Raw genomic sequence first — 13,763 nt, forward strand, 5'->3', positions numbered from 1 at the left:
GACCCAAGTGGGTCGACCCTGCCACTCGACCATAGGTCTCGTGGCCTTCTCCGCTCAAATCGCTCCACCGGAGCGATTTGTCCCTGCGGGCCGCATCGAAGTCCCCCAAGGGAGAGGTGAAGAGGGAAACGGGGACGACGGCTAGAACGACCACTCGCGGGCTTTGCCGACGAGGAAGTCGCGGAAGACGCCGACGCGTTTGGAGTTCTTGAGGGCAGGGGGATAGACGAAGTAGGCCTCGTACGCCGGCAACTCGATGCCGGGGAGGACCCGCGTCAGCTTTTCTTCGTTTTCGGTGACGTAGTCGGGCAGCATGGCGATGCCGAGGCCGGCACGGCAGGCCTGCATCATGCCGTTGATGGCGTTGACCTTCATGGCGGCGCGACGCGGCGAGGAATCGGGGCGGCCGAGGCGCTCGAGATAGTTGATGTCACCGAGATAGGACGGGACCGGCTCGCCGAAGGAAATGATGCGGTGGCTGTCGAGGTCTTCCACGGCCTGCGGCTCGCCGAATTCCTGGATGTAGTTGGACGAGGCGTAGAAGTGGTTGTGCACGGTGAACAGCTTGCGCTGGATCATCTCGGACTGGTTGGGCCGGTGCAGGCGGATCGCGACGTCGGCCTCGCGCATGGCGAGATCGAGTTCGGCGTCGTTGAGCTTGATCTCGATCTGAATCTCTGGATAGAGGCGCAGGAACTCGTGGATGCGCGAACTCAGCCAGGTCGAGCCGATGCCGACGGTGGTGGTGACGAGGAGCGGGCCGGTGGGGACGTCCTGGCTTTCGGACATCTGGGTTTCGACCTGCTGCAACTCCCAGTGCATGCGGTGGGCGGTGCGAAACAGCTGCTCGCCGACTTCGGTGAGGACGAGGCCGCGGGCGTGGCGGATGAAGAGCTTCAGGCCAAGATCGTCTTCGAGCGCGGAAATCTGGCGGGAGACAGCTGACTGACTCATGTTCAGCCGTTCGGCGGCGTGGGTGAAGGACCCGGACTCAGCGGCAGTGTGGAAGATGCGAAGCTTGTCCCAATCGAGCATCGACTATTCCGCCGCTTCGGCGAGTTGATGGGCGGCGAGGTATTCCTCGGCATCGAGGGCCGCCATGCAGCCCATGCCGGCGGCGGTGACCGCCTGGCGGTAGACGTCATCGGTGACGTCGCCGGCGGCGAAGACGCCCGGAATGTTGGTGGCGGTGCCACCCGCAACAACCTTGAGATACCCACCCTGCTTCATGTCGAGCTTGCCGGCGAAGATTGAGGTGGCAGGAGAATGGCCGATAGCGATGAAGACGCCGTCAACATTCTTCTCGGTAATGTGGCCGGTGACGGTGTCACGGATCTTCACGCCCTTGACCGAGCGCGGCATGGTATCGCCGTAGACTTCCTCGATAGCGGCGTTCCAGATGACCTCGACCTTGGGGTTCTTGAACAGGCGTTCCTGGAGGATGCGCTCGGCACGGAACTCACCGCGACGGTGGACGACTGTGACCTTTGAGGCGAAGTTGGTGAGGAACAGCGCTTCCTCGACAGCGGTGTTGCCGCCGCCGACAACCACGACTTCCTTGCCGCGATAAAAGAAGCCGTCGCAGGTGGCGCAGGCAGAGACGCCGAAGCCCTGGAACTTTTCCTCGGATTCAAGGCCAAGCCAACGGGCCTGGGCGCCGGTGGCGATAATCACCGCATCGGCGGTATAGCGGGTGCCGCTGTCGCCGATCATGACGAAGGGGCGCTGGTCGAAATCGACCTCGACGATGATATCGTTGACGAACTTCGTGCCGACATGCTCGGCCTGCGCCTTCATCTGGTCCATGAGCCAGGGGCCCTGGATGACATCGGCGAAGCCGGGATAGTTTTCGACGTCTGAGGTGATGGTGAGCTGGCCGCCGGGCTGGAGGCCGGCGATCATGACGGGCTCAAGCATGGCGCGCGCCGCATAGATGGCTGCCGTGTAGCCTGCCGGGCCTGACCCGATAATGACGACTTTGGCGTGCACCTGACGCTCCCGGCAAACTGAATACAACGTACAGACAGATAGTGGGTTCCGCGCCTTGGTTTCAAGGCCGGTTCGGTTGCCCCGGACCAAAGGCCCGGGCGGACTCACCGAAAAGTCACACCAATGGCGGTGTGCAGACGGTTTTTGACGTCAGACGAACTTCAGTTCAAGAATTTCGTAGCTCTTTGAGCCACCGGGCGCGGCGACCTCAAACGAATCGCCAATCGATTTGCCGATCATGGCGCGGGCGATGGGCGAGGAAATGGAAATGCGGCCCTTGCTCAAATCGGCTTCAGCATCGCCGACGATCATGTAGGACTTTTCCTTCTCGCTGTCCTCGTCGACGAGCTTGACGGTGGCGCCGAACTTGACGGTCGAGCCGGAGATCTTGGTCACGTCAATGATTTCGGCGAGCGCGAGGAGCGTTTCGAGTTCCTTGATGCGGCCCTCGTTGAGGCTCTGCTGCTCCTTGGCGGCATGATACTCGGCATTTTCCGAGAGATCGCCGTGGGCACGGGCTTCCGAGATGTCAGCAATAATCGCGGGACGATCTTCAGAAGTCCGCCGACGGTATTCTTCCGTCAGGTCCTTGTGCCCGCTGATCGTCATCGGGATCTTGTCCATTGCCGTCTCCGTTCGAATAAAAACTTCCCTGCCAACTCAGTCGGCGTGATCCATGACCTGATCATAGGGGGAAGCGTCAGTACACAAAGTGCCCGCGCGATGGGCGTTGGTCAAGCATGGCGCGGGAACCCGCGCTGCACTCGACACGGAAGGGATATCGGATCACGGGCCAGAAAATCAAGCGGCGCGAACACTGGCCCAGGCGGCATCGGCCAGACGAGGCCGCTCACAAACAAAAAGACGCAGCCTGGGGGCCGCGTCAGATGAGGTGTTCGGTGGCCCAGGGGCAGATCAGGATGGCTGCAGGTTGTCTGCAGCAGCCCCCGTGGTCCTCACCCATGAAATGGGGGAGGGGGACCGGCGTAGCCGGTGGAGGGGGCGACTGTATGCGCGGACTTATCGTCACCCTTCAAGTTGGCGACGGCTGCGATCCAACATGCGTCCGTCCATGAGAAGAGGTGAAGCTCAGTGCGCTTTGCCGCCCCCTCCACCGGCTACGCCGGTCCAAGCCATTCGAGCATAGCTCTCATGGCCTTCTTGCCTTGAAAAGCTCCACTGGAGCTTTTCATCGACCTTCGGTCGACCGGCCGCGAAGTCCCCCGCTTGGCGGGTGAGGACCACGGAGAGATCGCGCCTCCCGGCCCACGAGATGTAACAAAGGCGCAGCTCCCTCCGGAACTGCGCCTCCTATATTTACTGCTCAGTAGCCGATCAGGATGGCTGCAGGTTGTCTGCAGCAGCCTTGCCAGTGCGCTTGTCGTTGACGATGTCGTAGGTCACCTTCTGGCCTTCGTCGAGGCCGGAAAGGCCCGAACGCTGGACAGCAGAAATGTGCACGAAGACGTCCGCCCCGCCCTCATCGGGCTGGATGAAGCCATAGCCTTTCTGGCCGTTGAACCATTTTACAGTGCCGGTAGCCATATAAGTCCCTCTCGCAGTCTGCCGTGGTGGCGGTCTCCACCCCAATGGAGACCTTTGCCAATCGAATTCTTGGAATAACCTCAGCAGGCGTAGGTAGACGCCAGGCACGAAGTGTCGGCCGCAGTATTCGACTGTTAACTTTTAGCGCGAAACAGTCCAGCTATCAATACCGAGTGAAAACACCTAAAGCCCCGGTGCAGATGGTCCACAACGGGGTCTACGGCGCATCGTCTTGTAGTGCCCGAGCCGCGGGAAGTTGCGGCTCTGGGGTCTAGGAAATGGGCGCAATGCCCGCACGACGCGGCATGGCTGCAGGCGTCTGATAGACAATCTATGCCGCTGCAATATGACGGCAAAGCGGAATTTCGCTTTATGCATCACTTCCTGTTCGCAGGGCGGTGGGCTAAACCGCTGGCGCAACCTCAAGGCTCCACTTGCGCAAGCTCCAGCACTCCTCGGGCGACCTCGTCGCCGATCGCCGCGGCCGCTATGCCGAGGCGCTGGCGTCGGAGGGTGCCTATGACGAGGCGGCAGAAGTGGTGGTGCAGGCGCTGGAGCTGGTGCCGGACTGGGCGGCGGGCTGGCACAATCTTGGCCGATATCGCGAAGAGACCGGGGACATCGAGGGCGCCAAGGTGGCGTGGCGCAGGTCGGCGGCGCTCGATGCCGAGGGACAGTATGGCGCGGCTTTGAAACTTGCGGCGCATGGCGAGGCGGGAGCGGTGGATGGCTCGGCCTATGTCGAAACGCTGTTCGACGATTATGCGTCGCGCTTCGAGACCTCGCTGGTCGATCGGCTGGGCTATTCGGTGCCGGATGAACTGGCGGAGATGATCGCGGCAATGGTGCCGCCGCCGGTGGGGCTGGCGCTCGATCTCGGGTGTGGGACGGGGCTGGTGGGGGAACGGCTGCGCAAGATGGCGCGGCGGCTCGAAGGGGTCGATATTTCGGAGGCGATGCTGGCGGAGGCGCGGCGGAAGCAGATCTATGACCGGCTGCACAAGGGCGAACTGACGCAGTTCCTCGCTGGTTGGGAGGAGAAGGCCGATCTCGTGACGGCGGCGGATGTGCTCAACTATACCGGCGCGCTGCCTCCGGTGCTGGCGGCGGTGCGCGCAGTGCTGGTGCCGGGGGGATGGTTCGGGTTTTCGCTGGAGGTGTTCGACGGCCCCGAACCGCTGCGGCTGCAGACCAACCTCCGCTACGCGCACCAGCCGGAACTGGCGCTGGAGGCGTGCGCTCGGGCCGGATTTGACGCCATCGTGCAGCAGGACTGCGTGATCCGGCTGGATCGCGGGGTGCCGGTGAAGGGGCTGCTGGTGCTGGGGCGGGCGGGTTAGGGCAGGCGAGGCCGGTCTCAACCCATGAGGTCGAGGCCGGCGCTGCGGGCTGTGCGCCTACTTCAGAGCGAGCCGGATAGCGACTTGGACGGGGCTGTTGTCGTCAGACGCGTCTCCGCCCGATGCCGGATCAGGCAGCAGGGCTGGCTGTGCCATGAAGCGGGGTTGCTTTCCACGATGGGGCTGGGCGGCATGCACGAGAAACGGGTGGCAGAGGTAGACCGTACCTGCGGCACCTGTTGCCAGCATTTCGGGGCGGTGTCGCGAGCCGGCAAAGCCATCCACTGCGAGTTCGCGCAAGGACATGCCGTTGTCACCATGAGGCGCAAGTTGGCGCGCGATATCGGCGTGTGAGCCGACGCGGATGCGCGTGGGTGCATCGTCCTCGCCGACGTCGGAGAACAGGAACAGCATGAGCAGGGCGCGGCCACGGGAGTGGATGTTGACCCGCCAGGACAGGAAATCGGACGGGTTGTCCTCCCAGCCGAAGCTCATGTCGACGTGCCAGCCGGCGTCCCCTGGGTCGTCCGGTGAAGGAAAGCGGATGGGAAACGTGCCGAGGCTGCCGCGCGGCTGCCAGCGGCCGATGCCGACGAGTTGGTCATAGGCCGAGCGGAGGCGATCCGTGTTGGCGGCGGCGACAAAGGGCGGAAGGGCAATGTCTCCGACGCGGACGACGGGCCGGGTCCAGGTTTGCGGCGCATCGGGGTCCAGACCGGTGGCGCGCCAGAGGATGGCGCGGCACTGGTCGGCCAGTTCGCGGGGAAAGGCGGCATCGAGGCGGACGAAGCCATCGGTGACGAAAGCATCGATTTGCGCAGCAGAAAGCGCGGGTTGGCCAGTAGTGGTCATTGTGATTGTCCATTTTGCATGCGCCCGCGCGCCATCGAGCGGCGGGCAAGGGTCCCCTTGGGGGGACGCGGTCAAGGCTCGCGATCAGGCGAGCAGGAAGACCGATGCGAAATGGCGGATCATCATCATGATCCCGAAAACTACAGCCGACTTGCTGGGAAGGTCAAGCCGACGGCGGGACGGTGGGCGGAGGCGCCTCAACCGGGATGGCTCAGGCGAGGACGAGCTTGATGCCGACGAGGACCAGTACGGTGGCGAGGAGGATGCGCAGCAGGCGTTCGGGGACTTTGGGGGCGAAGAAGCTGGCGAGGAGGATGCCGGGGATGGAGCCGACCAAGAGCGAGGCCAGCATGTGCCAATCGACATTGCCGATGATCCAGTGGCCGATGCCGGCGACGAGGGTGAGCGGCACGGCGTGGGCGATGTCGGTGGCGACGATGCGCATGACCGGCAGGCGGGGATAGAGCAGCATCAGCACGGTGACGCCGAGAGCGCCGGCGCCGACCGAGGAGATGGACACGAGGACGCCGAGCGCAGCGCCGAAGGCGACGGTGACGGCAAAGCGCACCCGGGGCGGCAGTTCGCGATGATTGCGCACGAAGCCGAAGAGGCGCCGGCGGAAGATCAGCGACAGCGCGGTGAGCAGCAGCATGACGCCGAGGAGCAGCGACACGGTGTGGGCAAAGGCAGGGTCGGAACCGCCGGCCTTTGACACGAAATAGAGCGTGATGGCGGCGGCGGTGACGCTGCCCAGGGCGAGCGTGCCGACGATGGACCAATCGATGTTGCGGTTGAAGCCGTGCATGGCCGTGCCAGCAGACTTGGTCAGAGCCGCATAGAGCAGATCGGTGCCGACGGCGGTCGCCGGATGGATGTTGAACAGCAGGATGAGCAGCGGCGTCATCAGCGAGCCTCCGCCGACGCCGGTCAGGCCGACGATGACGCCCACGGCAAAGCCGGAGAGGCTGTAAAGAGGGTCAATCGCCCACACAGATTATCGATCGCCCCCGCCCGCAACGGTGCGCAACCTAGTGGGGGTGGCGTTGCAACACCAGTGTTGCCGGTAGGATGGATTGGCGCAGGGACGCTGTGGCAGAGCAAAATCGTGCCCGCCCAGCCGCGGTTGGGGAGGCGTCTCAGGACTTTGGCTTTATGCGGCCGCGGGCGATTTCGGCGATGAGATCGTAGGGGATGGGGGCGGCTTATGTGAACTGCACGGTGTCCTTGCCGCTGCGGTAGGGCGCGAGCCGGGCCTCAAGAGCGGGCGGTGCCGGATGTGCTTTTTCGAGGCGCCGTAGCTATCGACGGTACGGGTGGCTTTGGCGGATTTGGGCACCCGTCCGGCCTCAGGTAGATGGCAGATAAGTAATAGTACACAAATCTGCTTGTTTTGACGCGTTCGTTCAACCGAAGCGGTGGCGGAATTTTATGAAATCGTGGCCGTATGTTTGGCTAATCTAGCGCCAAACTGGTGACTTAATTGAGCGGCAGAGTCGAAAATAAGAAAAAGCAATCGAATCGTGGCTCGCTGGACAATTGTTTGGCCACGATTAGTTTGTTCCCTAAGGGCGTTGGGCGGCAGAACGCCCGGGAGGCAGAATGCGTAGCTCAGTGCCCCAGTCGGACGCCCACGGACGCGTCACCATCGAGATGGTGCTCAGCCGGCTGCAAAGCGAACAGACCGCGCGTCATGCGGCTGAAGCAGCGCTGTTGGAAAGAGGCAGGGAACTGGCCATGGCCACCAAGGCGCAGGAACGGCTGCTCGGTGGTGGCGTCAAGCTGATGACGGACATTCTGGCGTCGGCGCGGCCCGAAGTGTTCCAGAAGGCCGCCAAGGTGCAGCGCTGGGCGCGACGCCTCGCCAAGCACATGAATGTCGAAAAAGGGTGGGAGCTGGACCTTGCGGCGTTGCTTTACCCGCTGGGGGTGATCTCGCTGCCGGACGAACTTGCGGCAAAGTATGCGGCCGACCAGCCACTCAGTGAAGACGAGGCGCTACGGATCGAGGAGAGCGCACTGGTCGCTTCGCGGCTGATTGCCAACATGCCGCGCATGGATGGGGTGGCGCGGACGGTGTTTTATGCGCGGAAGGGCTACAATGGCGAAGGCTGGCCCAAGGATGGGCCGAGCGGCGATGAGCTACCGCAATCGGCGCGGATTCTGAAGGTGCTGATCGACCTTGCCGACGCAGCGACGGGCACGCAAAGGACGCGCGCCGGCGCCTTCGAAAAAATGGCGGCACACCGTGAGCGCTACGACCCGGCGGTGTTCGACACAGCCTATGAGGTGCTGCTGGTGCCTGAACGCCGGCCGGGCGAGGGTGAGATCGAAATCCACCCGATGATGGGACGGCCGGGAGATGTACTGGTGCATGATCTTTCGGACCGGGAGGGGCAGTTGCTGCTTTCGGCAGGCACCGAGCTGAACGAGTTGAGCGCACGGCGGCTGCTGTCGCTGGCGCAGACGGTGAAGCTGCCGCCGACGATCCTGGTGGTGCGCAACCAGAAGCGCGCCGAAAGCCCGGCTAAATTGCCGGATGAGGAATTGTTCTAGACCAAGGGGGCGGAGCTCAGGCCGTCGTCAGACTGCCTTGCGGGCCTGCCGTCTGCTTGCGACCGAAAGCGCTATTGCGACGCCGCCGAGGATGGCGGCGGAGGCAATGAGGAGGCGGGGGGATAGGGGTTCGGCGATGAAGAGGACGCCGCCGGTGGCGGCGATGGCGGGGACGGTCAGTTGCACGATGGCGGAGCGGGTGCGGGTGAGGCCGGGGAGGGCGGCGTACCAGATGGCGTAGCCCAGCCCCGAGGCGATGGCGCCGGAGGCGGCGGCGTAGGCGAGGGCGGCTGGGCTCAGGGCATGGGTCAGCAGCCCGCCCACGATCAGCAGCAGAGCAAGCGGCATGCTGCGGGTGAAGTTGCCGGCGGTGTCGCGCAGCGGTGTACGGGAGCCACGGCCGAGCAGGGTGTAGGCGGCCCAGCAAAGGCCGGAGATGAGCATCAGCAGCGCGCCAAGCGGGTGCGGGGCGACGAGGCCGGGGGAGACGAGGTAGGCGAGGCCGGCAAAGGCGATCGCGAGGCCGATCCACTCGAGCAGGCCCGGGCGATCACCCTTGATGACGGCCCAGCCGAGAATGCCGAACTGGACGCTGGCAAACAGGATGAGGGCACCAGTGCCGGCGCCGAGGAGGATATAGGCGACCGAGAAAGCGAGGGCGTAGCCGGTGAGGGCCGCGGCGCCGGCCCAACTGCCAGCGAGTTGGAAGCGGCTGCCGCGATCCTGGCGAGCGATGACGAGGGCCAGGAGGACGAGGGCGCCGCTGGCGAGCCTCACACCGGTGTAGGTGAGCGGATCAGCGCTGGCTGAAACGAACGCCAGCCGCGCCAGCACGGAGTTGGCGGCGAAGGCCAGCATGGCGATGGTGGTGAGGGTGGTGAGCTTCATGGCGCCGGTCCAGATTGGCGCGTGGAGGGTAGACTAGATTTTCGGGGTGGGGGAGGGGTGACGACTGCGGGAGTCCTTGCCCCCTCCACCACGCTGCGCGTGGTCCCCCTCCCCCGCTCTGCGGGGGAGGATCAAGGGAGAGGCTTAGGCCGCGAAGTAGTCCTGTAGCGGCCTTACGGTCAGGTTGCCTTCGCGGTAGGCGATGATGCCTTCGACGGCGGCGGCGGCGCCGGGGATGGTGGTGTAGTAGGGGATCTTGCCCATCAGTGCGGTGCGGCGGATGTCGCGGCTGTCGGTGATCGATTTCGAGCCGTCGGTGGTGTTGATCACCAGCTGCACGCCGCCGTTCTTCATCGAGTCGACGATGTGCGGACGGCCTTCGAGCACCTTGTTGACCTTGGTCGCCGGGATGCTGTTTTCGATCAGGTATTTGTGGGTGCCGGAGGTGGCGACGATCTTGAACCCGACCTCGGCGAGGTGGCGGCAGAAATCGAGGATCAGCGGCTTGTCGTCATCGCGCACGGAGATGAAGACGACGCCCTCACGCGGCACCTTGCTGCCGGCGCCGAGCTGGCTCTTGGCGAAGGCGATGGGGTAGTTGTAGTCGAGGCCCATGACCTCGCCGGTCGACTTCATTTCCGGCCCGAGCACGGTATCGACGCCGGGGAAGCGGTTGAAGGGGAAGACGGCTTCCTTGACGGCGATGTGGTTGAGCTTTTCCTCGACGAGGTTGAAGCTCGCAAGGCTCTCGCCGGCCATGATGCGGCTCGCGATCTTGGCGATGGGCTTGCCGATCACCTTGGCGACGAACGGCACGGTGCGTGAGGCGCGCGGGTTCACTTCGAGGATGAAGATGGTGCCGTTCTTCAATGCGAACTGCACGTTCATCAGGCCGCCGACCTTGAGCGCCAAGGCGAGCTCGGTGGTCTGGCGCTTGAGCTCGGCGATCACCTCGTCCGAGAGGTGGACGGAGGGGAGCGAGCAGGCGCTGTCGCCCGAGTGAATGCCGGCTTCCTCGATGTGCTCCATGATGCCGCAGACGAAGACGTCCTTGCCGTCAGAGAGGCAATCGACGTCGATTTCAATGGCGCGCGACAGGTAGCCGTCGAACAGCAGCGGGTTGTCGGAGAGGACAGAGTTGATCTGGCCGGTCTTGTCGTTGGGGTAGCGGTTGAGGATATCGGGCGGGACGAGGCCGGTGAGGGTGTCCTGCACGTAGCGCTCGAAATCGGACGGCGAGTGCGCGATGGCCATGGCGCGGCCGCCGAGCACGTAGGACGGCCGGATCACCAGCGGGTAGCCGAGGCGTTCGGCAACGAGGCGGGCCTGCTCGAGGCTGTAGGCGATGCCGTTCTTGGGCTGAGCCAGTTCGAGCCGGCTGATCAGCTTACTGAACTGGTCGCGGTCCTCGGCGAGATCGATCGAGGAGGGCTGGGTGCCGAGGATGGTGACGCCGGCGCGCTCGACGGCATCGGCAAGGTTGAGCGGGGTCTGGCCGCCGAACTGGACGATAACACCGTGCAGCGTGCCGTTCTGCTTTTCAGTCTCGAGGATTTCGATGACGTCTTCCTCGGTCAGGGGCTCGAAATAGAGCCGGTCGGAGGTGTCATAGTCGGTGGAGACGGTTTCCGGGTTGCAGTTGATCATGATGGTTTCGTAGCCGGCGTCGGCCAGCGCGAAAGCCGCATGACAGCAGCAATAGTCGAACTCGATACCCTGGCCGATACGATTGGGACCGCCGCCGAGGATGACGACCTTCTTGCGATCAGACGGCCGGGCTTCGTCCTCGACGATGCCGTTGGCGAAGGGGGCTTCGTAGGTCGAGTACATATAGGCGGTGGGGGAGGCGAATTCGGCGGCCGAGGTGTCGATACGCTTATAGACCGGGCGGACGCCCAACTGCTTCCTCAGCCCGCGCACGTCCTTGGCGGACTTGCCGGAGAGGTCAGCGAGGCGGCGATCGGAAAAGCCCATGGCCTTGAGCGAGCGGAGCTGCTGGGGGGTGTCGGGCAGGCCGAATTCGCGCACCTTCTTTTCGGTGTCGACGATGCCTTTGATCTGCTCAAGGAACCAGCGATCGATCTTGGAGGATTCGTAGATATCCTCGACCGAGAACCCAAGCCGCATGGCTTCGGCGACGTGGAGCAGGCGATCGGGCGTCGGGGTCGAAATCGCGGCGAGCACGGCGTTTTCGTTATCGTCCTCGGGGGCGCCGGCGACGTAATCGGGGATGCCGATTTCGTTGAGACCGGTGAGTCCGGTTTCGAGCGAGCGCAGGGCCTTCTGCAGCGATTCCTGGAAGGTGCGGCCAATAGCCATGGCCTCGCCCACCGACTTCATCGACGTGGTGAGGCGGCGGTCAGCGCCGGGGAACTTTTCGAAGGCGAAACGCGGGATCTTGGTAACGACGTAGTCGATGGTGGGCTCGAACGAAGCGGGCGTGGCGCCGCCGGTGATGTCGTTTTCGAGCTCATCGAGCGTGTAGCCAACGGCGAGGCGGGCGGCGACCTTGGCGATGGGGAAGCCGGTGGCCTTCGATGCCAGCGCCGAGGAGCGCGAGACGCGCGGGTTCATCTCGATAACGATCATGCGGCCGTCATCGGGGTTGATGGCGAACTGCACGTTCGAACCGCCGGTCTCGACGCCGATCTCGCGCAGGACCGCGATCGAGGCGTCGCGCATGATCTGGTATTCCTTGTCGGTCAGCGTCAGGGCTGGCGCGACAGTGATGGAATCGCCGGTGTGGACGCCCATCGGATCGAGGTTTTCGATCGAGCAGACGATGATGCAGTTGTCGTTCTTGTCGCGAACGACCTCCATCTCGTACTCTTTCCAGCCGAGCACGCTCTCTTCGATGAGCACTTCATCGGTGGGCGAGGCGTCGACGCCGGTTTCGACGATGTTGAGGAATTCCTCCTTGTTGTAGGCAATGCCGCCGCCGGTGCCGCCGAGGGTGAAGCTGGGCCGGATGATGCAGGGCAGGCCAATCACTTCAAGAGCTTGCAGCGCTTCGATGGTGTTGTGCGCGAGCATGGAGCGGGGGGTTTCGAGCCCGATCTTCTTCATGGCGTCGCGGAACAGTTCGCGGTCCTCGGCCTTGTCGATGGCTTCGGCATCGGCGCCGATCATTTCGACGTTGTACTTGTCGAGGACGCCCATCTTCTTGAGGCTCAGCGCGCAGTTCAGCGCGGTCTGGCCGCCCATGGTGGGGAGCAGCGCGTCGGGGCGCTCCCGCTCGATGATCTTGGCAACGATTTCGGGGGTGATGGGCTCGATGTAGGTGGCGTGGGCGAGATCGGGATCGGTCATGATCGTCGCCGGGTTCGAGTTGACGAGGATGATCCGGTACCCCTCGTCCTTGAGCGCCTTGCACGCCTGAGTTCCCGAGTAGTCGAACTCGCAGGCCTGACCGATGATGATCGGGCCCGCGCCGATGATGAGGATCGATTTGATGTCGGTGCGTTTTGGCATCTCGGTCTCTTCGTTCGGGGCGCGCGGAAGACGCGCTGGGGTCGTTCGGGCGCGCGGAAAGACGCGCGGGGGGCGCGTTGTTCTGGGGCGGACTCTGCAGGTTAAGGCCGCTGTCTAGCGGAAGAGTCGGGGGAAGGGAACCCCTCTGCCACGCGAGGACGTTATGTCTATGATGTCGCAGCAGTGTGAGATGAGGAGTTGGCGCATGGCCAGACTGATCTATGGGATGATGCAGTCGCTTGATGGCTACATCGAAGGTACGGGGCACGGTCCAGGGCTGCCGATGCCGAGCGAGTCCCTGCACCAGCATTTCAACGACAAGGTCCGCGGTCTTTCGGGGATCATCTACGGGCGGCGGATGTATGAGGTGATGGCCTATTGGGATGAGGACCACCCTGGAGCTGAGGCTGTCGAGGAGGATTTTGCATCGGCCTGGCGCGAAAAGCAGAAGTGGGTGGCGTCGCGGACTTTGAAAGAGCTGGGGCCGAACGCCTCGCTGCTGGATGCCGATATCGGGGCGGCGGTACGGCACTTGAAGGCGAAGGTCGAGGGGACGCTAGAAGTTGCGGGGCCAGAGATCGCCGCGGCGCTCTCGTCGCTGGGGCTGATCGACGAGTATCAGCTCTACCTGATGCCGGTGGTGCTGGGCGGCGGTAAGCCGTTTTTCGGGGTGGGCGCGCGGCCGAAGCTGGAGTTGATCGATACCGAGGTGCTGGACCAGGGCGTGGTGCTGGCGCGGTATCGGGCGGTCTAGGCGGTGGGGCGACCGGTGAACGCCGAGCCCGCGACCAGCAGCCAGGCCAGAATCAGGGTGCCGCCGCCGATGGGGGCGGCCATGGGGAACAGCGAATGGCCGGCGAGGGATCGCATGGCGAGATCGCCGCAGAACAGCAGCAGGCCGAGGATCAGCACGTAGGCGGCGAGGGTGGCAATGCGGTTGGCCTTGAGGAAGCTGAGGATCAGCAGCACCGGCGCGTGAAAGAGCAGGAAGTTGGAGACGATCGTCAGGTTGGCGTCGCCGCTGTGGCTGGCGGCCGCAGCGATGCAGACGCCAGCGGCGCCGACGAGGCCGGCGATGGCGGCGAGCAGGCGGTTGCGGTCGGGCAGCGTGGTCATCGGGTTCAT

12 protein-coding genes are annotated in these 13,763 nt (G+C 64.0%); 3 read left to right on the forward strand and 9 right to left on the reverse strand.

Annotation, left to right across the window (positions count from 1 at the left end):
* Window positions 1–141 precede the first annotated feature (141 nt).
* The 4 genes from ACO06J_RS03390 to ACO06J_RS03405 form a co-directional block, all read right to left on the reverse strand.
* Window positions 142–1,035: a LysR family transcriptional regulator gene (locus ACO06J_RS03390; protein ID WP_421759288.1), complete on the reverse strand. Its 894-nt coding sequence runs from the start codon at window positions 1,033–1,035 to the stop codon at window positions 142–144.
* A gap of 3 nt (window positions 1,036–1,038) precedes the next feature.
* Window positions 1,039–1,989 (reverse strand): thioredoxin-disulfide reductase, encoded by a 951-nt coding sequence (gene trxB / locus ACO06J_RS03395; RefSeq protein WP_421759289.1) that lies wholly within the window; start codon window positions 1,987–1,989, stop codon window positions 1,039–1,041.
* A gap of 150 nt (window positions 1,990–2,139) precedes the next feature.
* Entirely contained in the window at window positions 2,140–2,613 is a 474-nt protein-coding gene (gene greA / locus ACO06J_RS03400) for a transcription elongation factor GreA (RefSeq protein WP_421759290.1), read from the reverse strand.
* A 711-nt stretch (window positions 2,614–3,324) separates the two neighbouring features.
* On the reverse strand, window positions 3,325–3,534 hold the full coding sequence (locus ACO06J_RS03405) for a cold-shock protein (protein ID WP_421759291.1): 210 nt from the start codon (window positions 3,532–3,534) through the stop codon (window positions 3,325–3,327).
* A 434-nt stretch (window positions 3,535–3,968) separates the two neighbouring features.
* Between ACO06J_RS03405 and ACO06J_RS03410 the strand changes: the two genes are divergently transcribed.
* Window positions 3,969–4,874 (forward strand): methyltransferase, encoded by a 906-nt coding sequence (locus tag ACO06J_RS03410; protein WP_421759292.1) that lies wholly within the window; start codon window positions 3,969–3,971, stop codon window positions 4,872–4,874.
* A 57-nt stretch (window positions 4,875–4,931) separates the two neighbouring features.
* Here the strand turns inward: ACO06J_RS03410 and ACO06J_RS03415 are convergent, their stop codons facing one another.
* Complete coding sequence (locus ACO06J_RS03415; RefSeq protein ID WP_421759293.1) at window positions 4,932–5,726, reverse strand: phytanoyl-CoA dioxygenase family protein; 795 nt, start codon at window positions 5,724–5,726, stop codon at window positions 4,932–4,934.
* Window positions 5,727–5,937: 211 nt separating this feature from the next.
* Window positions 5,938–6,717 (reverse strand): sulfite exporter TauE/SafE family protein, encoded by a 780-nt coding sequence (locus ACO06J_RS03420; RefSeq protein WP_421759294.1) that lies wholly within the window; start codon window positions 6,715–6,717, stop codon window positions 5,938–5,940.
* A 608-nt stretch (window positions 6,718–7,325) separates the two neighbouring features.
* Here ACO06J_RS03420 and ACO06J_RS03425 point away from each other — a divergent pair.
* On the forward strand, window positions 7,326–8,279 hold the full coding sequence (locus ACO06J_RS03425) for an HD domain-containing phosphohydrolase (RefSeq protein ID WP_421759295.1): 954 nt from the start codon (window positions 7,326–7,328) through the stop codon (window positions 8,277–8,279).
* 27 nt (window positions 8,280–8,306) lie between these two features.
* On the opposite strand, the gene ACO06J_RS03430 is transcribed toward ACO06J_RS03425, so the two are convergent.
* On the reverse strand, window positions 8,307–9,167 hold the full coding sequence (locus tag ACO06J_RS03430) for a DMT family transporter (RefSeq protein WP_421759296.1): 861 nt from the start codon (window positions 9,165–9,167) through the stop codon (window positions 8,307–8,309).
* Between the two features lie 144 nt (window positions 9,168–9,311).
* Window positions 9,312–12,638: a carbamoyl-phosphate synthase large subunit gene (gene carB, locus ACO06J_RS03435; protein ID WP_421759297.1), complete on the reverse strand. Its 3,327-nt coding sequence runs from the start codon at window positions 12,636–12,638 to the stop codon at window positions 9,312–9,314.
* A 205-nt stretch (window positions 12,639–12,843) separates the two neighbouring features.
* On the opposite strand from carB, the gene ACO06J_RS03440 reads away from it, so the two are divergent.
* Complete coding sequence (locus ACO06J_RS03440; RefSeq protein WP_421759298.1) at window positions 12,844–13,392, forward strand: dihydrofolate reductase family protein; 549 nt, start codon at window positions 12,844–12,846, stop codon at window positions 13,390–13,392.
* Here ACO06J_RS03440 and ACO06J_RS03445 read toward each other — a convergent pair.
* Window positions 13,389–13,754, reverse strand: coding sequence for a DUF423 domain-containing protein (locus ACO06J_RS03445; protein ID WP_421759299.1), 366 nt, complete (start codon window positions 13,752–13,754; stop codon window positions 13,389–13,391). The two genes, ACO06J_RS03440 and ACO06J_RS03445, sit on opposite strands and share 4 nt — an antisense overlap.
* Window positions 13,755–13,763 lie beyond the last annotated feature (9 nt).

It is taken from the genome of Devosia sp. (genome assembly GCF_965229025.1).
Lineage (GTDB): Bacteria > Pseudomonadota > Alphaproteobacteria > Rhizobiales > Devosiaceae > Devosia_A.